Below are 24,514 nucleotides of genomic sequence, written 5' to 3'. Positions count from 1 at the left end.
AATTTTTATTTGTCACGAATTTCATCAATTTACACAAACCAATTCGTGGAAATTGATGAAATTCGTGACGAAAATATAAGTACTTAATGAAAAGAAAAATACTTTTTCTTGGTGAATCTTACCGCGCTGATGCTATTACCTGGATGAAAGGCCTTAAGGAATTTGGGGATTTTGAAATTATTACCTGGGAATTAAAAACACCAAGTAATTCAAAACTGAACCGTTTTAAACGTATTGCAGAATATCTCTTCTCTCCTATTGCCATTCGTAAAATTGTCAGAGAGCAAAAACCCGATATGGTAATTGCTGAAAGAACCACGAGTTATGGTTTTCTGGCTGCCTTATCAAACTCTCAAACTATTGCCGTTGCACAACAAGGAAGAACTGATTTATGGCCGGAAGGTTCTGTTTTATTGCCATTTAAAAAAATCATTCAGAAATATGCTTTTAAAAAAGCGCACTTAATTCATGCCTGGGGACCGGTAATGACTATTTCCATGAGAGAAATTGGTGTTGACATGAACAAAGTTTTGGTTATTCCGAAAGGAATTGACTTGTCACTTTTTTCTCATTCAACTAATAATGCAACAAAAATTGAAGCTATAGTAACGCGTTCTTTACAACCGGAATATCGTCACGATTCTATTTTGAAAGCTTTTGCAATTCTTCATCAAAAAGGAATTGACTTTTCGCTGACAATTGTAGGTGACGGAACTCGTTTGCAGTTTTTAAAAGATTTGGCTGTAGCATTACGAATCGAAGACAAAGTAATTTTTACAGGCAGGATTCCCAATACGGAACTTCCGAAATTATTACAGCAATCAAATATTTATATCAGCATGCCCATTACCGAGGGTGTTTCTGCTTCTTTATTTGAAGCTATGGCCTGCAATTGTTATCCGGTGGTTTCTGATATTCCCGGAAATCAAAGCTGGATAAAGCATCGTGAAAACGGACAGTTAATAGAAATTGATAATATAGAAATGCTGGCTGAAGAACTAACCTGGTCGTTTCAAAATACTGAATCCCGAAATAAGGCGATAATTGAGAATAGAAAATTTGTTGAAGAGAATGCAAATTACAATACCAATATGAAAATCATCGCTGATAAGTATCATGAGTTGCTGGATTTGCAAAATGCTTAACGGCAAAGTTTGCTGTGATATACGCGGTGAACGCTAAGATTTGCAGGACATTAAAGTTTTAGCTTTTATTTTTTGGATATGCTAAAGAAACTTTTTTATCATGATAATTATATATAATGTAATGAAAGTTTTCTTTTTCTCTCAAAAGAAACACTTTTCCATATCCCAAATCTTTTGAGAAAACAATTTTGTAATTTGACAAAACAACTGATTTTCTGTGATCAACACAATCTTTTATAATTTCTTCTGGTTTGTCTCCATCTGTTTTTTCCCATACATAATCGTAAGATTTCCATTCTTTATCAAAAGAATCAAACATTTTAATGTAGAGCATTTTATCTTTGTCATCTTGTAAAACGGCATTGCTCGGAATTAAACGAATGGAATCTCCTTCTTTATAGATGTAAAAAATCCCTAAATCTCTAATAATATCTTCTTTATGTGATTTTTGTCTTCCACAATCAAGACCAACAAAACGAACATTTTCTACAATCATATGTATATGATCATTATCAACTAATGCATAAGTTCCCGAAGTAAAAATAAAACAGCCATTAAGACACTGTATTGATTCATCACATAAAAATGTACCATCTAATCTAAACGTTAAACGACGACCAAAATTAGGTTCCTTTTCTTTTATCAAAGAATATTCTGCAACATCTGTATATCCAACTATATCATTTGTTTTCCATTTCCCTGCAATGTCAATCTGAGCAAAAGAAGGTATTGATAAAAATACATTTAGAATTAAATAAAAAACATACTTATTTTTATGCGTTGTTTTAAACATACTTGTATCATTAATTCATTCAAACTTACAAAATTAAAATTTTCACAAGTTGCAATTCGACAAAGTTTTACACTTTTTAGGTTAAAAACCCATCCTAATCTAAATTGTGATATTTCTCCAAAAGAGACTACAGGTAAATTATAATCCTTATTTTTGAACACAGAATTATCCCGAAACTTCGGGAACAAAAAAGCCTTTTATTTATGGAAGTCCAATCCAATTTTTCTTTAAAAAAATATAACACTTTTGGTATTGAAGCCAGCGCCAGACAATTTGTAGCCGTTCATTCTATTGCGGAATTGAAAACGGTTTTAGAAGAAAATAAAAACGAGAAAAAATTTATTTTAGGAGGCGGAAGCAATATGCTTTTGACTAAAGATATTGATGCTTTGGTTATTCATATTGATTTAAAAGGAAAAAAAATCATCAAAGAAGACGAGGACTATGTCTGGGTCGAAAGTCAGGCCGGAGAAACATGGCACGACTTCGTTCTTTATACCATCGATAATAATTTTGGCGGTTTAGAAAATATGTCTTTGATTCCCGGAAATGTGGGTACAACTCCTGTACAAAATATTGGCGCTTACGGAACAGAAATCAAAGATACTTTTGTTTCCTGCGAAGCGATCAATATTGAATCTCAGGAAATGAGAACTTTTACAAACGCCGAATGTAATTTTGGTTATCGTGAAAGCATCTTTAAACACGACGTTAAAGACCAATATATTATTACTTCTGTAGTTTTTAAACTAACAAAACGTAACCATAAAATAAATACCTCTTATGGGGATATTTTGGCTGAACTGGCAAAAAACAACATTTCTGAACCCACTTTAAGAGATGTGAGTAATGCTGTTATTGCCATTAGACAAAGTAAATTGCCTGATCCTAAAGAACTCGGAAACAGTGGCAGTTTCTTTAAAAACCCCATAGTATTGAAATCTGACTTTGAGAAAATTCATAGAAAGTTTCCTGAAATGAAATATTATGAAGTTTCAGAAACTGAAGTAAAAGTTCCGGCCGGATGGCTGATTGAACAAGCAGGTTTTAAAGGAAAACGTTTTGGAGATGCCGGAATTCATAAAAATCAGGCTTTGGTTTTGGTAAATTACGGCAATGCAACCGGACAGGAAATTTTGGCAGTTTCACGGGAAGTACAAAAAACAGTTTTTGAAACTTTTGGAATACATATTGAAGCTGAAGTCAATGTGATCTAAAAAAGGATTTCAAAATTTCAACTAATTAAAATTTTTAATGAAAAAACTAAATATCAAGGTTGCATTTATTCAGATTTTCGGAATGATTTTCCTGATCAATGGTATTCTGCAGCTTAGGTTTTTTTCTGTAGCCGAAAAGGTTATTTGTGCCAGAAAGCATTTTCAGGGTCAAAAACCGGAGGACTGGTATAGATTGTTTCCCACAAAAGATGCTGTTTTTAATTTTTGGCCAAATGTATATATATGGATATTCTTCGGACTAATAATTGGAATTATTCTAGTTTCTTTTCTTAATTGGAAAAATAAACTCTCCTCTCTAAACAGTCTTTTGGTTGCTATAATTTTGTATGTCCTTTTGAGGTTTAAATTCTTCAGAAAAGAAGTTGTGTCACAATTGTTTCGTCCTGTGAGGACGGCGATTTCTGATGATTTTGCTACACAATGTTTAATTGAAGGGATTATTTTTACTTTAATTGGATTGATTGCTATATATTTAAGTGTTCATCCTAAATTACTTAAATCTCAAAATACCACTGAAATTTAATTGAATGTATCTCTTTTAAAAACTCACAAAATGTACACACCTGATTTATATAAAAACGAAGATCCTGAATCAATCAGAGCTTTCTTAAAAGAAAACAGTTTTGGGCTCTTAATCAATCAGACCAACGGAAAATTATGTGCAACACATATTCCGATAGAACTTGAAATTAATGCTGAGGGGAAGGAAATTTTGCAGGGACATATCTCAAAGTTAAATCCACAAGCGGATGGATTCAGACAAGACGATCAGGTTTTGGCTGTTTTTTCAGGACCACACAGTTACATTTCTTCTTCCTGGTATGACCATGAAAATGTACCAACATGGAATTATATAGCCGTACATGTTTACGGAAAAATCAAGATTGTGGATTATGAAACTTCTGTCGATCAATTAAAAAAATTAGTAGATAAATATGAAGCCCATTCAGAAAACCCTGTCCGTGTTGAAGATTTATCAGCAAAAACAATGCGGGAAGCCAAAGGTATTTTTGGTTTTGAAATTGAAATAAATGAGATTCAGGCTACAAAAAAATTATCCCAAAATCGTGATGATTATAATTATAAGAATATAATTTTGCAATTAGAAAGGACCGAAAACCCTCAATCTATTGCTGTTGCAAAAGAAATGTCCAAATGCCGAAAGTAAATTTGATTTGAGACATTGAAAATTAGGAATTCATAAGTACATTTGCACTCGCAAGATTCAGAAATTAAAAGACATTAAAATCAGATGCTTACATTCATTTTTTACTTTTTTATTGCCGTTGTTGTCCTTCAACTTTCTTATTATCTGGGTATTTTCGGAAAATTCGCTTTCGGTAAACCTCAAAACATCAGTCCGAAAAACATTCCTGTTTCTGTAATTGTTTGTGCAAAAAATGAAGAAGACAACGTTAAAAAATACATTCCGTTATTAGCCGAACAAAATTATCCTGATTTTGAAATTGTTTTAATTGATGATGCATCAAGTGATGAAACGCTTGAAGTTTTTGAAGAATTTGAAAAGCAATATCCTAACATACGTTTAGTAAAAGTAGAAAATAACGAAGCTTTTTGGGGCAACAAAAAATATGCTTTAACATTAGGAATCAAAGCGGCAAAAAAAGACTATCTTTTATTTACCGATGCAGATTGCTATCCGGTATCAAAAGACTGGATTACTGCAATGACCTCTCAGTTTTCTGAGGAGAAAACTATTGTTTTAGGTTACGGCGGTTACGAAAAAGTAGAGCGTTCATTATTAAATAAGGTTATACGATTTGAAACGCTTTTAACTGCAATTCAATATTTTTCATGGGCAAAAGCAGGACTTCCTTATATGGGAGTTGGCAGAAATTTGGCCTATAAAAAAGACGAATTTTTTAATGTAAATGGTTTTATTGAGCACATACAGGTTCGTTCGGGCGATGACGATTTATTTGTAAACCAGGCCGCAAACAAAAGCAATACTACTATTGCTTTTAATCCTGAAAGCTTTACTTACTCAAAACCTAAAAAGACCTACAGAGAATGGTTCTCACAGAAAAGAAGACATGTTGCTACGGCAAATTATTATAAAGTTTTTGATAAAATTCAGTTAGGTCTGTTCTATACCTCACAATTATTTTTCTTTTTATTAGTTATTCTTTTACTGGCCTTACAATTTCAATGGATTGCTGTATTGGCTTTATTGGCAACACGATACACAATTGCATGGATTGTAGTTGGGTTCTCGGCTGGAAAATTAAAAGAAAGAGACCTAAAAATATGGTTTCCTGTCGTAGAAATCATGCTTATATTCACACAAATTAATATCTTTATAACTAATATCTTTTCAAAACCTGTACATTGGAAATAAATTCTAAAATAGAAAAAGCAAAAAAAGGCGATCAGATCGCCTTTACTTTTTTGCTTGATTTTTATTGGAATGAAGTGTACAGTTTTATGCTGAAACGCACAGAAAACGAAACTACTGCTGAAGACATCACTATTGAAACCTTCTCGAAAGCGTTTGACAAAATCGCTTCTTATAACCCTGAATTTCAGTTTAACACGTGGCTTATCGCAATAGCGAAAAACGTTTATATTGATTTATTACGTAAAAAGAAAACCAGTCTTTTTATAGAAATTACCGATAGCGAAGATCAGCAGGCATATAATATTGCTGACACTACCCCTTCTGCAGAAGATGCCCTTATCAAGGAGCAAAACCTATCCCGTTTACTGCAATGCATCAAAGAATTAAAACCGCATTATCAGGAAGTAATCCAGTTAAGATACTTTCAGGAAATGAGTTATCAGGAAATCGCACTTAAGATTGATGAGCCTTTGAGCAATGTAAAAGTAAAACTACTACGCGCTAAAAAATTATTAGCAGAAATTATCGAACGTAATAGATAATTTATTATCTTTAGATAAAGAATAAAATATCCATGTATTTTTTCTTAAAAAAATGATTATTCCCTAATCCTTAAAATGTTCTTTTGTTTTTATTGTCTATCAAAACTAAAATTTTGTTGCTTATGATTTAATGTTTACTTAACCTTAAAATCCAATTAACTATGTCTAAACTAAGCATCTATGAAACCAAGTGGACCGATCTTGTTTTCGAAAACAAAAACAAAGAATATGGAGCGTATCAGCTACGCCAGGAAAGTTCTAAAAATTCAATAACAGCGTTATTTATGGGACTGTTATTATTAACAGCCATAGGTACAATCTCGGTGCTGATTAGCAAACTTAAAGTATCACCTCCAACAGTAGCCGTCGATCCTTTTGATCCCACTATTACACCTGTTGACATGGATCCTATTGTTATGCCTCATGACGAACCTATTGCGCCCCCTACCCAACAACCAAGTGCTGCGACTCCTGTTACAGAATCATCACAGTTAGTAGATCCGATAGTTTCAAGACCAGAAGATGCTACGCAAAACATTGCACACAACACAGACAATACGCCTGTCGTTGACAATGTAACTCCTGGAACAGGTACAGTTGTAAATGCTCTACCAACAACTGGCGGTGGCGGCGGAGACGGATCTGCAGTTGTCCCAAGAACAAATGAACCTGTTCTGATTACAGAATTAGATAAAATGCCGGAATTTCCAGGTGGAATGAGCAAATTTTATACTTATGTAGGGAACAACTTTACAAGACCTGAATTGGATGCTGAAAGAACTTTAAGAGTTTATGTATCTTTTGTAATTGAAAAAGACGGATCAATAACAGATATCATTGTGAAAAATGATCCTGGTTTCGGAATGGGAAAAGAAGCTATCAGAGTTTTAAAATCACTAAAAACCAAATGGTCTCCGGGAATTATTGACGGAAAACCGGTTAGAACCGCATATAATCTTCCTATTACAATAAAAACGGAAGCAGAATAAAAAAGCAAAAAGCAGAATTTAGGTTCTGCTTTTTTTATGCAATTAACATTAATTAAACTTTTTTCTTATATCTAAAACTGTAAAATATTTCTATTTTTACAATTAAACAGTTTAATTAAACTCAGAAACAATGGGAATATTTTCAGCAATGCTTGGTAACGCAGGATCTGTGAGCCAGGAAGATTTACTTAAAAAATACGGGCAGCTTTTAATCGACAATGAAGAAATCGAAATGGGTTTTAAACTAATTCGTGATACTTTTATCTTCACCAATAAAAGATTAATTTTAGTTGATGTACAAGGCCTTACAGGAAGCAAAACCGAATACAAATCAATTGCTTACAAAAGCATTACAAGATTCAGTGTTGAAACTGCGGGAACTTTTGATCTGGAGGCTGAATTAAAAATTTGGGTTTCCAGCGAATTACAGCCTAGTGTTGTAAAACAATTTACTAAATCGGTAAATGTATATGATGTACAAAAGGTACTGGCACATCACGTCTTAGGATAAAAAAACAAACCCGGCACTATTAAAAGTGTCGGGTTTTTATTTACAAAACAATCAGAAATTTTTATTTCTTTTTTGTTGTCTTTTTAGTTGTAGTCTTCTTAACCGTAGTTTTAGCAGGAACAGTATTTACAATTTTTTGCTGTACATAAGCCTTGTATAAACCATCCGTTTCTGCTCTTTTTTTAGCATCATCAGCTCTTTTCTTAGAATCCGGGTGAGAACTCATCATTTGATCAATGAATGAAGCTTCGGCACCTTCACTCATTTTTGCTAAAATTCTAAAGGCAGATTCTTCAGCATTTACATTGTAGCCATTTTTTTTCAGAAAATCGTATGAAAACAAATCTGCTTCTGTTTCTTGTTTACGGCTATGTTTACTATCGATCAAAGCGCTTCCAATTTTACCTAACTGACTGTCTGTTACAGCACTTATTTTAGCTGACTGTGAAGACGCTCCGTCAATTAATGCTTCTTTTTGGTATGCTGCACGCATGGCATCTCTTGAATCATTATTGGCAACGTGACCAATTTCATGCCCAATAACTGCTAGTAATTCATTATCATCCATGATATCCATCAAACCGGAATATACACGAACGCTTCCATCCGCAGTTGCAAATGCATTTACTTCTTTTAATTTGTATACTTTATAATTCAAAGTATACCCTTCACCCGCTGTATGTTTTCCAAAAACCCTGTTTAATCTTAAAGCATAACCGTCGTTAGGTCCCGCTACCTGATTAGCTGAATCTAATTTTCGCACAGCTTCTTTTGATAATGCAGCAGCATCAGCGTTGCTTAAAGTAAAAGCCGCAACCCCTTTCTGTACAGCTCCCAAAGCCTTTTCTCCAAAATTTATCTGTGCATTCATTTTAGTAAAACCAAAAGTCGCTAGCAAAACTCCTAATATTATAAATTTCTTTCTCATATTTTTTTTATTACAATTTTATAACAAATGTAATATAACAAAGTGCTATTTCATTTCACACAAAACTTGTTTTTTCAACAAATACAGATATACAATTAACAGAGTTCTGTAACATCTTGTAATTGTTACCATATAATAATCAATTAAAAAGCCCGGTATACTCTGCAGAGTATACCGGGCTTAATTATTAAAAAAAAATATTATTTCTTTTTTGTTGCTTTTTTAGCCTTTGTTTTTGAAGGAGCCGTGTTAACAATTTTCTGTTGTACATAAGGGTTATATAAACCATCTTTCACTGCTCGTTTCTTAGCATCATCGGCTCTTTTTCCAGAATCAGGATGTGAACTCGCCATTTTAGTAAGGAAAGAGGACTCTGCTCCTTCACTTAAATTCTGTAGAATTCTAAAAGCTGACTCTACCGCATTAACATCATAGCCATATTTTTTCATAAAATTATATGAGTATAAATCTGCCTCAGATTCCTGTTTTCTACTGTGCTTGCTATCAATCATAGCGCTTCCCAATTTTCCTAATTGAGAGGTTGTCAAAGTTTCAATTTTTCCGGATTGTGATGCTGCTGCATCCAGTAATGCTTCTTTTTTATAGGCTGCTTTAATTGCATCTCTTGTGTCATGATTAACGACATGGCCAATTTCATGTCCAATAACAGCCAGCAATTCATTATCATCCATAATATCCATTAAGCCTGCAAACACACGAACACTACCATCTGCCGATGCAAAGGCATTGATATCTTTTACCAGATAAACTTTATAATTTAAATTAACTCCTTCACTGGAAGTATATTTTCCAAATAAACGATTTAATCGAATAGTATAACCATCTATTGGCCCGGCAACAGGATTATTTGCATCCAGTTGATCGATTGATTCTTTAGCCAAAGCTGCTGCATCTGCATCACTAAAAGTAAATCCTGCAATTCCTTTACCCAATGCCCCCATTGTTTTATCTGAAAGTATTTGTGCATTCATTTGAGTGAAACCAAAAGCTGTTAATAGAATCCCTAATACAATAAATCTCTTTTTCATGTTTTTTAAAGTAATTAAATTAACACCAAAATTACTACAGGATAAATTTTACATGATCTCAATGAGTCAAATTAGTAATAGATTAAGACAGAATTCAGAATTACAGAAAAAGCAGGTTATACTGTAGAATTTTGAACAAAGAATTAAAAAAACATGCTTATAATATACTTTGAAACAAACCATTAACCTTTTAAGTTTAATAATCTTAAATAATCGAAGACACTAAAAGCAAACGAAAAGCAAATTAACATCTTCAAATAAACTACATTCCGTATCTTTGTACTTTGAATTTTGATATATGGAAACAGTCATTGAAAATATACCAACCGGAAAACCTAAATGGTTAAAAGTAAAACTTCCGATTGGACAAAAATATACTGAACTTCGTGGTTTAGTAGATAAATACAGCTTAAATACCATTTGTACTTCAGGAAGTTGCCCAAATATGGGAGAATGCTGGGGAGAAGGAACAGCAACTTTTATGATTCTTGGAAATATTTGTACCCGTTCATGCGGATTTTGCGGTGTAAAAACCGGAAGACCGGAAACGGTAGATTGGGACGAACCTGAAAAAGTAGCCCGTTCTATAAAAATCATGAATATCAAACACGCCGTAATTACAAGTGTTGACAGAGATGATTTAAAAGATGGTGGTTCTATTATATGGATTGAAACGGTAAAGGCAATCCGAAGAATGAACCCAAACACAACTCTTGAAACATTAATTCCGGATTTTCAGGGAATTGAAAGAAATCTGGACAGAATTGTTGAAGCAAACCCTGAAGTGGTTTCTCATAACATGGAAACTGTTCGTCGTCTGACACGTGAAGTACGTATTCAGGCAAAATACGATCGCAGCCTTGAAGTATTGCGTTATTTAAAAGAAAAAGGAATTAACAGAACCAAATCCGGAATTATGCTGGGTCTTGGAGAAACTGAAGAAGAAGTTTTTCAGACTATGACAGATTTACGTAATGCAAATGTTGATGTGGTTACCATTGGTCAATACCTTCAGCCAAGTAAAAAACATTTACCGGTCAAAGAATTTATAACTCCTGAACAATTTGCCCGATACGAGAAATTTGGTCTTGATTTAGGTTTCCGTCATGTAGAAAGCGGACCACTGGTTCGTTCTTCATACAAAGCACAAAAACATATTTTATAAAAAGTTTGTTCGTTTGATTGATTGAAACAATTAAATGAATAAATGGTTTAATGAATTAATTAAGCATTGAAAACACGAATTGCCATTAATGGTTTTGGAAGAATTGGAAGGAATTTATTCCGTTTACTTTTAAATCATCCTGAAATTGAAGTCGTTGCAATAAATGATATTGCAGATAACAAAACAATGTCGCATTTGATAAAATACGACAGTATCCATGGTGTTTTACCTTTTAAAGTAAGTCATGACGAAGAAAGTATTATTGTAGACGGAAAACATTATTTATTTTTTCACGAAAAAAATATTTCAAATTTAGACTGGAAAAAACATTCTATCGATTTTGTGATCGAATCAACAGGCAAATACAAAACGCACGAAGAATTAAATGCACATATTGAAGTTGGCGCAAAAAAGGTAATCCTTTCGGCTCCTTCTGAAGTTGACACTATAAAAACAGTTGTTCTTGGAGTAAATGACAATATTCTGGACGGAACTGAAACAATAGTTTCGAATGCAAGTTGTACCACAAATAATGCAGCTCCGATGATTAAAATCATCGATGAATTGTGTGGAATTGAGCAGGCATACATTACAACAATACATTCTTACACTACTGACCAGAGTCTTCATGACCAGCCACATAAGGATTTACGCCGTGCGAGGGGCGCTAGTCAGTCAATTGTTCCAACAACTACAGGTGCAGCTAAGGCATTAACAAAAATTTTTCCTAAATTGCATGAAAAAATAGGAGGTTGTGGAATTCGAGTACCTGTTCCGGATGGTTCATTAACCGATATCACGTTTAATGTAAAACGTGCCGTCACTATCGAAGAAATCAACTCCGCTTTTGAAAACGCCTCAAATACAAGTTTAAAAGGAATATTAGATTACACAGAAGATCCAATCGTTTCGGTTGATATAATTGGCAATACAAATTCGTGTCTTTTTGATGCACAACTTACTTCCGTAATAGATAAAATGGTAAAAGTTGTGGGTTGGTACGACAACGAAATTGGCTATTCATCCCGATTAATCGATTTGATCTTACTGATGAAAAAAACATAGATTCATTGTAAGAAGCATAGCGATACATGAAACACCTTTTAATTCTGATAAGTATTTTTAATTCGTTTTTGTATTCTCAAGCCAGCCAGAGTACAGATAGCATTTTCTATTATAACAAATTAGCAAACCAAAATCTTAAGAATAAAAACTACGGTAACGCTATTTTTTTTACACAGAAATCTATTGATTTTTCTACTGTTAATCATGAAGCTGAACAATTAGCCAACCAGACTTTTAAGCTTGGCAAAATCTATTACAAACAGCGGAATTACGAATATGCCCTAAAAAACTTTCATAAAAGTGTTTCCTTATTTGATAAAATAAAACCAACTCCGACAAAAGCTCTGGCGTTGCATTACATAGGCATAATTAACACCTCAAAAGGCAATCAAAAAGCTGCTGAAGTCTATTACAAAAAATCCAACAATCTTCTTAAACAATTGAATATCATTGATAGTTCTGAAATCCTGAGCTATCAAAAAGGTATGGCTTTTAAGGCTGGAAAAAACTTTCCTCAGGCTATAAAAACTTTCCAGAAAATAGTCAGAAAACCAGATGACCTTTCGGTTTTAAAAACAAAAACAAATGCTTATTATCAGCTTGGATTAATCGAAACCCAGCTTAAACAAAATGATTCTGCCATTATTTACTTTGATAATGCGTTAGAAAGCAATTCAAAAATCAACGATTTAGCACAGAAATCAAAAATCATCCTGGCTATAAGTCAATATTATAAAAAGAACAGAAACTTTGATCTTGCTTATTCTTATCTTGATGAACATTACCAGATTGAAAATTATATTTTAAAAATAAAAAATGCAAAACTGGATTTAAATGAGTTCGAGAAATTCAAAAGAAACCAGTCTTTAAATAATACCCTCAAAAAAGAAAGCGAAGAAAAAATTCAGCTAAAAACATATCGTTATTCTAAACTGGTGAGTATCCTTGCAATTGCCTTGATATCTATTTTATCCCTTTTAAGTCTGGCTTTATATAAAAACAATATTATCCGGAATCAGAATAATTTACTTTTAAGAGAAAAAAACAAAGAATTGATTTTAGCCAAAAACAAAGCTGAAAAAGCCTCAAAAGCAAGATCAGAATTTTTATCAACCGTAAGCCATGAGCTCCGGACGCCTTTAAATGCTATTAACGGAATCACACATTTACTACTCGAAGACAGTCCTAAAAAAACTCAGTTAAAATATTTAGAATCTTTAAAATTCTCTGGAAATTACCTCACTACTTTTATCAATGAAATACTCGAAATAAATAAAATTGATTCTACAAAAGTAGAAGTCGAGAATATTTGTTTCGATCTTAAAAAGTTGTTATTCAACATTCAGAGTTCCTTAAAAGAATTAGCCACTGCTAATAAAAATTATTTCAACCTTGAAATCGATGAAGGAATTCCGGATAATCTAATTGGTGATCCTACCAAATTATCCCAGATTATTCTCAATTTAATAAACAATGCCTTAAAATTTACCCAAAACGGGCATGTAAACGTCATAGCAAAATTATATGCTATTGATGAAGATACTGCGAACGTTTATTTTGAAATTGTAGATACAGGAATTGGTATTCCCGAAGACAAACTTCAAACTGTTTTTGAAAGTTTTTCGCAGGGATCTATAGAAGTCAACCGAAAATATGGCGGAACGGGCTTAGGACTCACTATCGTAAAAAAACTGATTGAACTTTTGGGAGGCGAAATAAAATTAAAAAGCGAGGTTGGTAAAGGATCTACTTTTACCTTCAGATTAAATTTTCATATAAGTAAAGAACCATTGGAAAACATAGAAGAACTAAAAACACATAACTATAAACATCTAAAGCATAAATCTATTTTATTGATTGAAGACAACAAAATCAATCAGATGATTACCCGAAAAATGCTTGAAAATAAAGCTATAAAGTGCGAAATACTGGAAAATGGCGAAGATGCAATCGAGCTTCTGAAAGTAAAAAAATTCGATATGATCCTGATGGATGTACACCTTCCGGGAATTAATGGCACAACAGCGACAAAACAAATCAGGGAATTTGATAAAACAACTCCCATTATCGCACTGACGGCTATTTCGCTTGACGAGAACCGTGACATGCTGCTTTCTTTCGGAATGAACGATGTTATTACAAAACCATTTGTTCCTGATGAATTTTACAGCACTATAGCCCAGTTTTTCGAGTTAATAAGTGATTAAGCTTCTCCCTCGCTCCTGATATATTCTAAAATGGCTGTATCAAAATCCTGCCTTTTGTTGATAAATGTACTTTTTATGGGCAAATAATACAATTGCGAAACCAATTTTGATTCTTTCAGGCGAACATAATCTTTTTCTGTCGTAATGATTTTTTTGTCCTTTGCTTTATTCTGAATCGTTTCTAAATCTGAATCTGAAAAATGATGGTGATCAGGAAAGGTAAGGCATTCATCTTTTTCATTTTTTAAATAATCAAAAAAAGGTGTTGGTTTTGCAATTCCGGCCAAAAGCAGTTTTGATTCATTTTTAATGTTGCTTACAGTAATTATTTCTTCTTTTCCATAAATAGAATCATCATAATCTATAAAAGTAAAAAAGACTTGTTGTGAAGGGTTTAGATTCAGCTTAATATTGATTTCATCTTGTTTTTCAACAGATAAATCTCTCGGACATTTGGTCACAATAACAATATTTGCCCGATCTGCTCCGCTCCTGCTTTCGCGAAGATTTCCTGTAGGCAACATAAAATCGTCGGCATACAAATCACCATAAGAAGTAAGCAAAATATAAAATCCGGCTTTTACTTTTCGGTGCTGATAAGCATCATCAAGTAAAATAATCTCCGGTTTTACTTTCTGCGTTAGTAATTGTGCAATACCGTTTGTTCTGTCAGCATCAACAGCAACGTGAATATTTGGAAATTTTTGATAAAACTGAAAAGGCTCATCGCCTAAAATTTCAGCATTTGAAGTTTCGTTTGCCAAAACAAAGCCTTCTGATTTGCGTTTATAACCACGGCTTAAAGTAGCAACTTTATATTTTTCAGATAAAAATCGGATTAAGTATTCTATTTGAGGCGTTTTTCCTGTTCCGCCAACGCTTAGATTTCCAACAGCAATTACCGGAATATCAAATGAAGTTGATTTAAGTATATCTTTATCAAAAAGAAAATTTCTGATTGAAGTAATAAATCCGTACAAAATAGCGAACGGGAAAAGTAATTTTCGAAGTAGATTCATTTTACGAAAGTATAATTTTTTTCGTTAATTTGTTTAAGGTTTCATCATCAAGCAATCATAAAACTTGAAACCTAAAACTTGAAACAAAACAAAATGAAAATAAAAGATATATTAACAGTCCTCGAAGAAATGTCGCCACTGGCCTATGCCGAAGATTTTGACAATGTAGGACTTTTAGTGGGTAATACTGAAACCGAAAGTACAGGAGTTTTAGTTTGCCACGATGCATTAGAAAATGTTATCCAAGAAGCTATCACGAAAAATTGCAATTTAGTTGTTTGTTTTCATCCTATTTTATTTTCAGGAATTAAAAAAATTACGGGCAAGAATTATGTAGAAAGGGCGATTCTGAAGGCAATTAAAAATGACATTGCAATTTATGCAGTTCATACTTCTCTTGACAATCATTCGCAGGGTGTAAATAAAATTTTCTGTGATGCTTTAGCATTAACAAATACTAAAGTTTTAATTCCGAAACAGAATTTTATCCAAAAATTAATTACTTATACTGTTCCTGAAAATGCTCAAAAAGTACGTCAGGCGTTGTTTGATGCCGGAGCGGGAACAATTGGGAATTATGACAACTGCAGCTTTAATTCCAACGGAACCGGTACATATAAAGGAAATGACGAAAGCAATCCTGTAATCGGAGAACGTCACGAACTTACAGAAACAGAAGAAATAAAAATTGAGGTTACGTTTGAAAAACACTTGCAGTCCGGAATTTTAAAAGCCCTTTTTGCAAATCATATTTATGAAGAAGTAGCTTATGAAATTTATAATTTACAAAATTCTCATCAGAATATTGGCCTGGGAATGGTTGGAGAATTTGAAACTGAAATGGATGAAAAAGACTTTTTGTTTTTTGTAAAAGAAAAGATGATTGCTGACGGAATTCGCCATTCTGCTTTTACAGGAAAAAAAATAAAAAAAGTAGCTGTTTTGGGAGGTTCCGGAAGTTTTGCCATAAAAAATGCAATTCAGGCGGGCGCAGATGCTTTTTTGACAGCTGATTTGAAGTACCATCAGTTTTATGAGGCTGAAAATAAGTTACTTTTGGCAGATATTGGTCATTTTGAGAGCGAACGCTATACAAAAAATTATATTGTTGATTATCTTCGAAAAAAAATCCTTAATTTTGCCATCATTTTATCGGAAGAAAATACAAATCCAGTTAAGTACTTATAGAATATGACGAATACGAAAGAATTAAGTGTTGAGGACAAGTTAAGAGCAATATATGATTTACAGCTTATTGACTCTAGAATTGACGAAATCAGAAACGTTAGAGGAGAACTTCCTTTAGAGGTAGAAGATTTAGAAGATGAAGTTGCGGGCTTAAGCACACGTTCAGAGAAGCTGAAAAGTGAACTTGAAGTAATTGAGGAGCAAATCAAAGCAAAGAAAAATGCGATTGAGGAGCATAAAGAAGTGATCAAAAAATACACTAAACAACAAGAATCAGTTCGTAATAACAGAGAATTTAATTCTTTGACTAAAGAGGTTGAATTTCAGGAATTAGAAATTCAATTAGCTGAAAAGCAAATCAAAGAAATGAAAGCTTCTATCGAACATAAAAAAGAAGTTATTTCTAATTTAAAAGAAAAACTTGACGCTAAAAGTTCACATTTAAAACATAAAAAATCTGAATTAGACGCTATTATGGCTGAAACTCAAAAAGAAGAAATTTTCTTATCTGAGAAATCTGCTGAATTTTCTGGTCTAATAGAAGAAAGATTATTAGCTGCTTACAACAGAATCAGAAGCAGTGTACGTAATGGTCTGGCTGTTGTATCTATCGAAAGAGGAGCATCTGCAGGATCATTCTTCACTATCCCGCCACAAACTCAGGTTGAGATTGCTTCTAGAAAGAAAATCATCACTGATGAGCACTCTGGAAGAATTTTGGTTGACAGCGCATTAGCTGAAGAAGAAAAAGAAAAAATGGAACAATTGTTCTCTAAATTCTAATACGAGTCCCGATTTAATCGGGACTTTTTTTTGCTAAATATTTTTTGCCACGAATTTCTCCAATTTTCACTAATTTTTAATTTGTTTCTAAATGGAATAAAAATTCGTGCTAAATTTGTGTCGTTCGTGGCAAATCTCTTTTAGATCGGTTTTCGAATATTTATTTATTAAACTACTTATTTTGGGAATCAAAAAAGGAATTCGTTTTATTACATTAAAATCGGTCGGATCATACATTAATTTCCTTAGTTATGTTCGCCCGCAAAAAGCCGTTGAACTTTCTTATGCACTTTTTAGCCAGCCACGAATCGGAAGACTGAATAAAGAAAAATTACCCAAAATATTAAGAGATACCGAAACAGAAACGTTTCATCATAACGAACATCATTTTCAAACCTATATCTGGAAAGGAAATGAAACTAAAATCCTTCTTGTACACGGATGGGAAAGTAATGCTTCCCGCTGGAAAAAAACTTTACCACATCTCCAAAAATCAGGAAGTACTATTATCGCCATCGATGCTCCTGCGCACGGTCAAAGCAGCGGAAAAGAATTTAATGTGCCGCTTTATGCAGAATTTATAAATAAAGCAGTAGAAAAATACCAGCCAACTATTATTATCGGGCATTCTATCGGCGGTGCCGCATCTGTATATCATCAGTATTTATTTCCGAATACCAGCATCAACAAAATGGTGATTTTGGGAGCTCCTTCGGATTTAAAAACTTTAATTGACAATTATATTGCAATGCTGAGCCTGAACACCAGAATGTTTTCACTTTTAGAAAGCAAATTCATGGATCGGTTCAATTTTAAACTCGAAGATTTTTCGGGTCAAAAATTTGCTTCAGTATTTAATGTTTCAGGTTTAATTGCGCACGATACTTCAGACAAAATAGTTGCTTTTGAAGAAGGAAAAAAAATCCACAGCAACTGGAAAAACAGTCATTTCATTGAAACAAAAGGTTTAGGACATGGCATGCATGATGATGAATTGTACGACAAGGTATTTGAGTTTCTTTTTTCTTCTTAAAAGAGGTTCAAAGGTACAGAGTAACAAAGGTTCAGAGGTTTTTACGTAAAATTGCAAAATACTATATATGGAATTTCCAGTATGATTTTTCGTTCCTTAGAATGAAAAATCATACTGGAAAATTCAAAAAAACTAAACAACAATTTTGAAATGCTTTAAAAGTTCTTTTTCTCCTTTCCCAGTAATTTGTATTGCTCTTGAATCTTTAGTTCTTCTTAACCAATCGTCTGCAATCATTTTATTGAGCAAAGAGGCTCCGAGCGAACCTGCAATATGATTTTTTCTTTCGCTCCAGTCTAAGCATGGTTTCAGGAATAAACGTCTTTGTTTTTTTATTTCATCGAGATTAATTCCAAAATCAGAAAACCACTTTGTACCTTCATGGCTTACTTCGAATTTATTATCCAAATCGAGAATAATTTTTTGTTCTAAAAGGCTTTCGGCTACAGCCACACCGATTTTTCCGGCCAAATGATCGTAACAGGTTCTGCAGTGTTTTATTGATGAATGTTTTTCAGAAGTCTTTTTCTGGGGTGCTGCCGGCGGAATCAGGCTTGCCATTGCCTCTATCGCATAGGCTGTTTCTTTATTAGAAAATCTATAATATTTGTGACGTCCCTGTTTTTCTACACAAAGCAAACCTGCGTCTAAAAGTTTGGCCAGATGCATGCTGATATTTTGAGGAGAAGTATTAGCTCCTATAGCAAGTTCTGTTGCTGTAAACGCTTTTCCGTCGAGTAATGTCCACATAATTACTGCGCGGGTCGGATCTCCGATTAATGACGCTATTTTTACAAACTGATCTTCCATTTTATGTATTCATAGTTAAATCCAAACTTAAGTATTGTGTTGTAAAGTTAAATAACTTTGCTAAAAACAATACACCATGTCATCTTTATTTCTACAATCAGAAATTGAAAATCCGTATGCATTTTATCAGAAAATGGCAGAAGAAAATCCTGTTTACTGGGATCAGACAAATAAAATCTGGGCCGTTTATTCTTATGAGTTTTGTGTTACCATATTAAAAAACGAAAATGCACATATCCCGGCATTTCCTCCAAATAATAACCTCAACCCATTTGTATTAAAAATCATTACTAATCTCGCCCGGTTATCAGATGGTATCCGGCATACAATTGCAAAAGAAACCGCTATGGTTCTTTTCTCTAATATGAAAATTATTGGGATTGATGCCATAATGAAAGAATTATTAAGAAAGGATTTTCCCTTAAATCAAATAGACTGGGTGGATTCTGTTTGTAAAAAACTACCTGTTCTGACGATTTTAAAAAGTTTTGATTTTGAAGAAGAGGACTGCCATTTTATTATTCAAAATATAGCACTGCTTTTAAAAATAATGAAGCCTGAAAAAACAGCTGAAGAGACTGAAATGCTTAATGATCTTTCGGAGAAAATTTATGTAATGACCGAAGAAAACATTTTAAAACTACCTTTTTATGAAAATTTATTGCATAAGATCTCTTTATCTTACACCCTTTCACAAGAAGAAGTAATGTCGGTCTGTGTCAGCAATTTAATCGGGTTACTTATTCAAAGTTATGATGCCGGGAGAGGGCTTTTGAGCAATTCGTTATTGCAGTTTTTTTCAATAAAAAATAACTTTCAAAATCAAACTGATAAAATATTCATACAGAAAATGGTTACTGAAACATTACGATTTGATCCGCCAATTCATAATACCAGGCGAATTGCTGTTGAAAACATTGAACTAAACGGGATTACAATCAAAAAAGATGACTTAATTTTAGTTAATCTTGCCGCTGCAAATCGTGATACTGATCAGTTTAAAAATGCCATGACTTTTGATATTGAAAGAGAAAATAATAATGGACACCTGACTTTTGGAATTGGCGGACATATGTGTCTGGCGAAATATTTTTCTGTTCATTTGGCAACAGAGGCTTTATATTATTTATTTACCCATTACAACGTTTCCTTTTTAGGAAATAAAACAGAATACGAACCCATGATAAATGCCAGATTACCGAAAGCAGTCTGGATTTCAATTTTATAATTTAAATTAAAAAAAATGATAGCAGTAATTTTTGAAGTCATTCCAAACAAAGGAAAAAAAGAAGAATATCTTGATATTGCAGCAAAATTAAGACCTGAATTAGATGCTATTGAAGGGTTTATTTCTATAGAAAGATTCCAGAGTTTTAATGATCCTGAAAAGGTTTTGTCTCTTTCTTTTTGGCGGGATGAGGAAAGTATTCAGGAATGGCGAAATCTTGAAATGCATCGTTATGCTCAGGCAAAAGGCAGAAATGAGGTTTTTAAAGATTATCATTTAAGAATTGCAACCGTAGTTCGTGATTATGGAATGTTTGAAAGAAAAGAAGCTCCGGAAGATAGTTTTAAATTTCATTCTTAAGAATAAGGTTCAAAGTTGCAGAGGAACAAAGGGACAAAGGTTCTTTTGAGGAGCTAAGTTACTAAGGCACTAAGGTTCTGAGATTAAAACTAAAAAGGTTTTTAAAATTGTAAAAAAATTAAAATTTGAAAATAAAATCTAAAAGTTTAAGAAATCTAAAAGTCTAAACTTTTGCCTACTTTTGCAGTATGGAAGAGAATTTAAAACGTCTTAATAAATTTATTGGAGAAACCGGTTATTGTTCCCGTCGCGAAGCCGATAAACTTATCGAGGAAGGACGTGTAACAATAAATGGTGTTGTACCTGAAATGGGGACAAAAGTTTCTACAAATGATGAAGTACGCATAGACGGAAAACTGATTGTGGAGAAGCACGAAAAACTGGTGTATCTGGCTTTCAACAAACCGGTTGGAATAGAATGTACGACCAACTTAGAGGTTAGAAATAATATTGTTGATTATATCAATTACCCGAAACGTATTTTCCCGATTGGAAGACTGGATAAAGCCAGTGAAGGTTTAATTTTTATGACCAATGATGGCGATATCGTGAATAAGATTTTGCGTGCAAGAAATAATCACGAAAAAGAATATACCGTAACAGTCAATAAACCTATTACGGAGCGTTTTATACAAAGAATGGGAAACGGTGTCCCGATATTAGATACGGTGACCCGAAAATGTAAAGTAGAGCAAATTAGCAAAACCACTTTCAAAATCATTCTGACGCAGGGCCTTAACCGCCAAATCCGTAGAATGTGCGAATATCTGGGTTATGATGTTACTGCCTTAAAACGTATTCGTATTATCAATATCTCATTGGATATTCCTGTTGGACGTTACCGGGATTTAACCGATGCTGAAATAAAAGAATTAAATCAGCTGATTGAACCATCGAGTAAAACAGAAGAAGCGAGTTTACCAAAAACAGAAGTACCAAAACGCAGGACAGAGTTTATTTCAAAACACGATCCAAGATTTAAAAAGAAAGGAGATTATTAATAATCTCCTTTTCTTTTATAAAAATATTTACTTCAATACTCTGAAGTTTTTCACGAAATCTTTGTACTTATCGCTTAAGGTTACTTTATGTTTTCCTTTTAAAATAACCAGATTATCATTGACAATGATTTCTTCGATTTTGCTTGCATTTACGATATAATTTCGATGCGTCTGGAAAAATTTTGCCGGGTCTAATAACTGAATAATTTTAGTCAGCGATATCAGGATTACAAATTTATCCGTTTCGGTTATGACGTTGCAATAGCGGTCTTCAACTTCAATAAATACAATATCTTCAAACCGTACTTTCTTCAGAGCCTTATTCTTTTTTATAAAAAGAGAATCATCGCTTATGATCGTATTTTGATCTTCGCTATGAAAAACATTTGGTTGTCCGTAAAACTTTTCTACCGCCATTTCGAGCGCATATAAGATTTCAAGCTCATTAAAAGGTTTCATCAAAAAACTAAATGGTTTTGTAAGCTTTGCCCTTTCAAAAATCTGACGGTCTTTTGAACTGGTCAAAAATACAAATGGTTTTACGCCATTCGGAACAATGTTTATCGTTTCTGCAAAAGTTATTCCGTCTGGATTTCCGTCCAGAAAAACATCAATCACCACAATATCAACAGTATTACTATAGAACATTTTCAATGCTTCGCTGTAAGTCGGGGCAACACCTACAATAGTGTAATTGTTTTCCGCAAGCACTTTTACAAGAGCATCACTTTCCGCAGGGGTGTCCTCGATAATGAGGACATTTATATTATCCATTATTTTTAAACTTTGGTAATGCAATAATTATTTTAGTTCCCACATTTTCTTCACTTTCAATTTCGAGTTTTCCTCCGTTTTTATTGATCATGTTTTTACATAACTGCATTCCTAAACCGGTACCTATTATGTCGTCGTTTTTCTTTTTAGAAAGCAGGACAGTTTCTTTCAGCAATTCTTCCCTTGTTGATTTGTTCATTCCCAATCCGGTATCTTCTATTACCAAATAACAAAAATCTTCTGAAGAAGGTCTTGAATAAATAGAAATAGAACCATTTTCACTGGAGAATTTAATTGCATTATCCAGAAAATTACGAATCACTATTTTGAGCGAATCCATATCGGCAAATACATAGTCTGAACCGCTTACATCATTTTTAAAATTGATATTTTTATTCAGCATTAAAGGCTTGTAATTGTATTCAACATGTTGCACAATCGAAGCAAGATGCAATGATTCCTGATAAAAATAAGCCTGTTTGGTTTGTAACAAAGCCCAGTTAAGCAGATTATCCAGTAGATTATAAGCACCATTGGCAATTGTACTGTTGTTATGAAGCAAAACATCTAGTTCTGAAAAGTTTTTGTTTTCCAGGTTTTCCAGCAATTTACAGTTACTTGTTTTTAAGGCGTTTACAGAAGATCGCAAATCATGGCTTACAATAGAAAACAACTTGTCTTTTGTCGCATTAAGCTCGTCGAGTTCGTTCTTTTGCTCTAAAATTATTTTACTGTTTTTAACTTTTTGCCTGTAAAAATAAACTCCCGTTCCAAACAAAACTAACAACAAAACTGACGAAGCCAGAAATCCATTTCTTTCGGCTGCTTTTACTTTGTTTTCTGCCGCCAGAATATTTACTTCTTTTTGTTTTTCTTTTACAGCAAATTTCTTTTCCAAATCTGCAATTGCCCAGACTTTATTTTGATCGTTTAAGGAATCTTTCCAGGTTTCATATTCTTTTCTGTAAACCAATGCAGCCTGAAAATTTTTCCTGTTTTCTTCAACTGCTGCCATGTTCTTGGCAGCAGTTTTTTTTAACTCAAATGATTTTACTTTTTTAGATAAATTATACGCTTTCTCAAAATATGGTATTGCCTGGCTGTCTTTATATTGTATGTAATACAAATTGGCAATATCCATAAAAGACGTTATAAGTAATAAAGTATCTTTTTCAATTTCATGTAATTCGGACGTTTTTGTCAAATATTCTTCAGCTTTTTCAAATTTTTCTAGATGTAGATAACATATACCAATATTATGTAAAAAATAACTTCGTTTAAAATCATAATTTACCGTATTTGGAAGTTTCTGAACTTGTTCAAAATATTCTAAAGCTTGTATAAATTCTTTCTGTTCTAAGGCAATCTCTCCTAAAGAGAACTTTACTTTATAATTAAAGATTAATTTTTTTGAAATCAATTTAAATTCCCGCTTAGCTTCATTAAGAAGGTTTTTTCGAAAAAAACTTACGGCTCTAAAATAATGGCAATAATCATTTAATTTAACAGCACCAGTTCTATTGAGTTGTTTCATTGAGTACACTAATGTAGAATCCCAATTTCCTTCTAAAAAAAATTCCTGAGCTTTTTTGAAATAAATTTCTTTATCAAATTCAATCGCTTTTTTCTTAATTTCAGAGCTTACTAATCCATCATTTTTTTGTTGAGCAAAAAGAACACAAGGAAAAATTAGTGATATAAAAATGAACAAAAAAATAATCTTACTCATTATTGTTTCATATTTCAATCGAATTAACACTATTAAATCTTTAATTATGCAAAACTGTAGTCTCAGTTCCTCTCGAAGTTTCAGGATCTATATCCCACAGAAAAGTTTGAATTGTTTTCAAATTTGAAAGTCCTCCAATAAATAACTTTGGGCTGGCATCAAAAATTATCTCATAAATAGACAAATCTCCTGATAATTCTTCAGGCATATCATAAACAATAAAAAATTGTAATTGAGCATGCCCATCCATATCTATATACGTATTTTGAACAACAGAATATTTCAGTACTCCATTATTTGCAGTGATAATTTTATTATCAACATAGACAATAGCATTTATAGTTAGATTATTCTCTTTAGCATTATAATATGCTTCTACATAAGGAGATAAAATCTCTACCGATTTTGTTTGTTGAAAGGTTACTCCTCCTATTGATTGAGCAGCTTGTTCTGGTGTAATATCTGTTCCTGGAGGAGTAATAGGAACAATAATTGATTCAAGGGTAGTTTTTGTCATGGGTATTTGTTTTTGGGTTAAATATTAATAGTATTCATGTTTTTAAGCAATATCCTGCTTATAAAATATAAAATAGGGAAT

The 24,514-nt window shown here is 32.9% G+C and carries 25 protein-coding genes; 17 read left to right on the top strand and 8 right to left on the bottom strand.

The window, feature by feature from the left end:
* The first annotated feature begins 86 nt into the window (after nucleotides 1-86).
* Nucleotides 87-1,145 carry a glycosyltransferase gene (locus DCO46_RS13525; protein WP_116753047.1) on the top strand — a complete coding sequence of 353 codons (1,059 nt, stop codon included), beginning with the start codon at nucleotides 87-89 and terminating at the stop codon, nucleotides 1,143-1,145.
* Between the two features lie 58 nt (nucleotides 1,146-1,203).
* On the opposite strand, the gene DCO46_RS13520 is transcribed toward DCO46_RS13525, so the two are convergent.
* Nucleotides 1,204-1,938: a hypothetical protein gene (locus tag DCO46_RS13520; protein ID WP_116753046.1), complete on the bottom strand. Its 735-nt coding sequence runs from the start codon at nucleotides 1,936-1,938 to the stop codon at nucleotides 1,204-1,206.
* 167 nt (nucleotides 1,939-2,105) lie between these two features.
* Between DCO46_RS13520 and murB the strand changes: the two genes are divergently transcribed.
* The 7 genes from murB (at nucleotide 2,106) to DCO46_RS13485 (ending at nucleotide 7,577) form a co-directional block, all read left to right on the top strand.
* Nucleotides 2,106-3,155: a UDP-N-acetylmuramate dehydrogenase gene (gene murB, locus DCO46_RS13515; protein WP_262509790.1), complete on the top strand. Its 1,050-nt coding sequence runs from the start codon at nucleotides 2,106-2,108 to the stop codon at nucleotides 3,153-3,155.
* Between the two features lie 37 nt (nucleotides 3,156-3,192).
* A complete protein-coding gene (locus DCO46_RS13510) occupies nucleotides 3,193-3,699 on the top strand; it encodes a hypothetical protein (RefSeq protein WP_116753044.1) in 507 nt (168 codons plus the stop codon).
* Nucleotides 3,700-3,729: 30 nt separating this feature from the next.
* Complete coding sequence (locus DCO46_RS13505) at nucleotides 3,730-4,344, top strand: FMN-binding negative transcriptional regulator (RefSeq protein WP_116753043.1); 615 nt, start codon at nucleotides 3,730-3,732, stop codon at nucleotides 4,342-4,344.
* Nucleotides 4,345-4,428: 84 nt separating this feature from the next.
* Nucleotides 4,429-5,535, top strand: coding sequence for a glycosyltransferase (locus DCO46_RS13500; RefSeq protein WP_116753042.1), 1,107 nt, complete (start codon nucleotides 4,429-4,431; stop codon nucleotides 5,533-5,535).
* Nucleotides 5,526-6,077, top strand: a complete 552-nt coding sequence (locus DCO46_RS13495) for an RNA polymerase sigma factor (protein ID WP_116753041.1) — start codon at nucleotides 5,526-5,528, stop codon at nucleotides 6,075-6,077. The genes DCO46_RS13500 and DCO46_RS13495 overlap by 10 nt, the downstream gene beginning before the upstream one ends.
* A gap of 161 nt (nucleotides 6,078-6,238) precedes the next feature.
* A complete protein-coding gene (locus DCO46_RS13490) occupies nucleotides 6,239-7,066 on the top strand; it encodes an energy transducer TonB (RefSeq protein ID WP_116753040.1) in 828 nt (275 codons plus the stop codon).
* Nucleotides 7,067-7,196: 130 nt separating this feature from the next.
* Nucleotides 7,197-7,577, top strand: coding sequence for a PH domain-containing protein (locus DCO46_RS13485; protein WP_116753039.1), 381 nt, complete (start codon nucleotides 7,197-7,199; stop codon nucleotides 7,575-7,577).
* 61 nt (nucleotides 7,578-7,638) lie between these two features.
* Here DCO46_RS13485 and DCO46_RS13480 read toward each other — a convergent pair whose 3' ends face one another.
* Together DCO46_RS13480 and DCO46_RS13475 are read right to left on the bottom strand one after the other, a co-directional pair.
* On the bottom strand, nucleotides 7,639-8,505 hold the full coding sequence (locus DCO46_RS13480) for a M48 family metalloprotease (protein ID WP_116753038.1): 867 nt from the start codon (nucleotides 8,503-8,505) through the stop codon (nucleotides 7,639-7,641).
* 200 nt (nucleotides 8,506-8,705) lie between these two features.
* Complete coding sequence (locus DCO46_RS13475; RefSeq protein WP_116753037.1) at nucleotides 8,706-9,554, bottom strand: M48 family metalloprotease; 849 nt, start codon at nucleotides 9,552-9,554, stop codon at nucleotides 8,706-8,708.
* Between the two features lie 298 nt (nucleotides 9,555-9,852).
* Here DCO46_RS13475 and lipA point away from each other — a divergent pair, with 298 nt between their 5' ends.
* The 3 genes from lipA to DCO46_RS13460 all read left to right on the top strand — a co-directional run bounded on the left by lipA (nucleotide 9,853) and on the right by DCO46_RS13460 (nucleotide 13,991).
* Nucleotides 9,853-10,719: a lipoyl synthase gene (lipA, locus tag DCO46_RS13470; RefSeq protein WP_116753036.1), complete on the top strand. Its 867-nt coding sequence runs from the start codon at nucleotides 9,853-9,855 to the stop codon at nucleotides 10,717-10,719.
* Between the two features lie 66 nt (nucleotides 10,720-10,785).
* Nucleotides 10,786-11,784, top strand: a complete 999-nt coding sequence (gene gap, locus DCO46_RS13465; RefSeq protein ID WP_116753035.1) for a type I glyceraldehyde-3-phosphate dehydrogenase — start codon at nucleotides 10,786-10,788, stop codon at nucleotides 11,782-11,784.
* 26 nt (nucleotides 11,785-11,810) lie between these two features.
* Nucleotides 11,811-13,991 carry an ATP-binding protein gene (locus tag DCO46_RS13460; RefSeq protein WP_116753034.1) on the top strand — a complete coding sequence of 727 codons (2,181 nt, stop codon included), beginning with the start codon at nucleotides 11,811-11,813 and terminating at the stop codon, nucleotides 13,989-13,991.
* On the opposite strand, the gene lpxK is transcribed toward DCO46_RS13460, so the two are convergent.
* Complete coding sequence (gene lpxK / locus DCO46_RS13455) at nucleotides 13,988-15,010, bottom strand: tetraacyldisaccharide 4'-kinase (RefSeq protein WP_116753033.1); 1,023 nt, start codon at nucleotides 15,008-15,010, stop codon at nucleotides 13,988-13,990. The two genes, DCO46_RS13460 and lpxK, sit on opposite strands and share 4 nt — an antisense overlap.
* A gap of 93 nt (nucleotides 15,011-15,103) precedes the next feature.
* Here lpxK and DCO46_RS13450 point away from each other — a divergent pair, with 93 nt between their 5' ends.
* The 3 genes from DCO46_RS13450 (at nucleotide 15,104) to DCO46_RS13440 (ending at nucleotide 18,014) form a co-directional block, all read left to right on the top strand.
* Nucleotides 15,104-16,198: a Nif3-like dinuclear metal center hexameric protein gene (locus DCO46_RS13450; protein ID WP_116753032.1), complete on the top strand. Its 1,095-nt coding sequence runs from the start codon at nucleotides 15,104-15,106 to the stop codon at nucleotides 16,196-16,198.
* Between the two features lie 3 nt (nucleotides 16,199-16,201).
* A complete protein-coding gene (locus tag DCO46_RS13445) occupies nucleotides 16,202-16,981 on the top strand; it encodes a zinc ribbon domain-containing protein (protein ID WP_116753031.1) in 780 nt (259 codons plus the stop codon).
* A 181-nt stretch (nucleotides 16,982-17,162) separates the two neighbouring features.
* On the top strand, nucleotides 17,163-18,014 hold the full coding sequence (locus tag DCO46_RS13440) for an alpha/beta fold hydrolase (RefSeq protein ID WP_116753030.1): 852 nt from the start codon (nucleotides 17,163-17,165) through the stop codon (nucleotides 18,012-18,014).
* Nucleotides 18,015-18,146: 132 nt separating this feature from the next.
* On the opposite strand, the gene DCO46_RS13435 is transcribed toward DCO46_RS13440, so the two are convergent.
* Nucleotides 18,147-18,824, bottom strand: coding sequence for an ArsR/SmtB family transcription factor (locus tag DCO46_RS13435; RefSeq protein WP_116753029.1), 678 nt, complete (start codon nucleotides 18,822-18,824; stop codon nucleotides 18,147-18,149).
* A gap of 76 nt (nucleotides 18,825-18,900) precedes the next feature.
* On the opposite strand from DCO46_RS13435, the gene DCO46_RS13430 reads away from it, so the two are divergent.
* The 3 genes from DCO46_RS13430 (at nucleotide 18,901) to rluF (ending at nucleotide 21,413) form a co-directional block, all read left to right on the top strand.
* Complete coding sequence (locus DCO46_RS13430; RefSeq protein ID WP_116753028.1) at nucleotides 18,901-20,052, top strand: cytochrome P450; 1,152 nt, start codon at nucleotides 18,901-18,903, stop codon at nucleotides 20,050-20,052.
* A 15-nt stretch (nucleotides 20,053-20,067) separates the two neighbouring features.
* Nucleotides 20,068-20,412, top strand: coding sequence for an antibiotic biosynthesis monooxygenase family protein (locus DCO46_RS13425; protein ID WP_116753027.1), 345 nt, complete (start codon nucleotides 20,068-20,070; stop codon nucleotides 20,410-20,412).
* 188 nt (nucleotides 20,413-20,600) lie between these two features.
* The gene (gene rluF, locus DCO46_RS13420) at nucleotides 20,601-21,413 is read left to right on the top strand and encodes a 23S rRNA pseudouridine(2604) synthase RluF (RefSeq protein ID WP_116753026.1); all 813 of its coding nucleotides are present in this window, start codon (nucleotides 20,601-20,603) and stop codon (nucleotides 21,411-21,413) included.
* Between the two features lie 27 nt (nucleotides 21,414-21,440).
* Here rluF and DCO46_RS13415 read toward each other — a convergent pair whose 3' ends face one another.
* Genes DCO46_RS13415 through DCO46_RS13405 form a run of 3 tightly spaced genes read right to left on the bottom strand, consistent with a single transcriptional unit; the run spans nucleotide 21,441 to nucleotide 24,433 of the window.
* Nucleotides 21,441-22,187, bottom strand: coding sequence for a LytR/AlgR family response regulator transcription factor (locus DCO46_RS13415; protein WP_116753025.1), 747 nt, complete (start codon nucleotides 22,185-22,187; stop codon nucleotides 21,441-21,443).
* Nucleotides 22,180-23,916, bottom strand: coding sequence for a tetratricopeptide repeat-containing sensor histidine kinase (locus tag DCO46_RS13410; RefSeq protein WP_116753061.1), 1,737 nt, complete (start codon nucleotides 23,914-23,916; stop codon nucleotides 22,180-22,182). Before DCO46_RS13410 ends, DCO46_RS13415 begins: the two co-directional genes overlap by 8 nt.
* Before the next feature lie 40 nt (nucleotides 23,917-23,956).
* Nucleotides 23,957-24,433: a hypothetical protein gene (locus DCO46_RS13405; protein ID WP_116753024.1), complete on the bottom strand. Its 477-nt coding sequence runs from the start codon at nucleotides 24,431-24,433 to the stop codon at nucleotides 23,957-23,959.
* Nucleotides 24,434-24,514 lie beyond the last annotated feature (81 nt).

It is taken from the genome of Flavobacterium sp. HTF, assembly GCF_003105115.1.
Classification (GTDB): domain Bacteria; phylum Bacteroidota; class Bacteroidia; order Flavobacteriales; family Flavobacteriaceae; genus Flavobacterium.
The sequence above is the reverse complement of the archived record's forward strand: the minus strand, read 5'-3'. Positions and strand labels throughout refer to the sequence as shown.

What these genes read in the sequence shown, in the direction of transcription:
- DCO46_RS13435 (WP_116753029.1), bottom strand. Translation starts at nt 18,824, where the DNA reads ATGGAAGATCAGTTTGTAAAAATAGCGTCATTAATCGGAGATCCGACC.
- DCO46_RS13485 (WP_116753039.1), top strand. Translation starts at nt 7,197, where the DNA reads ATGGGAATATTTTCAGCAATGCTTGGTAACGCAGGATCTGTGAGCCAG.
- DCO46_RS13430 (WP_116753028.1), top strand. Translation starts at nt 18,901, where the DNA reads ATGTCATCTTTATTTCTACAATCAGAAATTGAAAATCCGTATGCATTT.
- DCO46_RS13415 (WP_116753025.1), bottom strand. Translation starts at nt 22,187, where the DNA reads ATGGATAATATAAATGTCCTCATTATCGAGGACACCCCTGCGGAAAGT.
- DCO46_RS13410 (WP_116753061.1), bottom strand. Translation starts at nt 23,916, where the DNA reads ATGAGTAAGATTATTTTTTTGTTCATTTTTATATCACTAATTTTTCCT.
- DCO46_RS13480 (WP_116753038.1), bottom strand. Translation starts at nt 8,505, where the DNA reads ATGAGAAAGAAATTTATAATATTAGGAGTTTTGCTAGCGACTTTTGGT.
- DCO46_RS13450 (WP_116753032.1), top strand. Translation starts at nt 15,104, where the DNA reads ATGAAAATAAAAGATATATTAACAGTCCTCGAAGAAATGTCGCCACTG.
- DCO46_RS13510 (WP_116753044.1), top strand. Translation starts at nt 3,193, where the DNA reads ATGAAAAAACTAAATATCAAGGTTGCATTTATTCAGATTTTCGGAATG.
- lipA (WP_116753036.1), top strand. Translation starts at nt 9,853, where the DNA reads ATGGAAACAGTCATTGAAAATATACCAACCGGAAAACCTAAATGGTTA.
- rluF (WP_116753026.1), top strand. Translation starts at nt 20,601, where the DNA reads ATGGAAGAGAATTTAAAACGTCTTAATAAATTTATTGGAGAAACCGGT.
- lpxK (WP_116753033.1), bottom strand. Translation starts at nt 15,010, where the DNA reads ATGAATCTACTTCGAAAATTACTTTTCCCGTTCGCTATTTTGTACGGA.
- DCO46_RS13525 (WP_116753047.1), top strand. Translation starts at nt 87, where the DNA reads ATGAAAAGAAAAATACTTTTTCTTGGTGAATCTTACCGCGCTGATGCT.
- DCO46_RS13405 (WP_116753024.1), bottom strand. Translation starts at nt 24,433, where the DNA reads ATGACAAAAACTACCCTTGAATCAATTATTGTTCCTATTACTCCTCCA.
- DCO46_RS13490 (WP_116753040.1), top strand. Translation starts at nt 6,239, where the DNA reads ATGTCTAAACTAAGCATCTATGAAACCAAGTGGACCGATCTTGTTTTC.
- DCO46_RS13475 (WP_116753037.1), bottom strand. Translation starts at nt 9,554, where the DNA reads ATGAAAAAGAGATTTATTGTATTAGGGATTCTATTAACAGCTTTTGGT.
- DCO46_RS13460 (WP_116753034.1), top strand. Translation starts at nt 11,811, where the DNA reads ATGAAACACCTTTTAATTCTGATAAGTATTTTTAATTCGTTTTTGTAT.
- DCO46_RS13445 (WP_116753031.1), top strand. Translation starts at nt 16,202, where the DNA reads ATGACGAATACGAAAGAATTAAGTGTTGAGGACAAGTTAAGAGCAATA.
- DCO46_RS13425 (WP_116753027.1), top strand. Translation starts at nt 20,068, where the DNA reads ATGATAGCAGTAATTTTTGAAGTCATTCCAAACAAAGGAAAAAAAGAA.
- DCO46_RS13500 (WP_116753042.1), top strand. Translation starts at nt 4,429, where the DNA reads ATGCTTACATTCATTTTTTACTTTTTTATTGCCGTTGTTGTCCTTCAA.
- DCO46_RS13505 (WP_116753043.1), top strand. Translation starts at nt 3,730, where the DNA reads ATGTACACACCTGATTTATATAAAAACGAAGATCCTGAATCAATCAGA.
- DCO46_RS13520 (WP_116753046.1), bottom strand. Translation starts at nt 1,938, where the DNA reads ATGTTTAAAACAACGCATAAAAATAAGTATGTTTTTTATTTAATTCTA.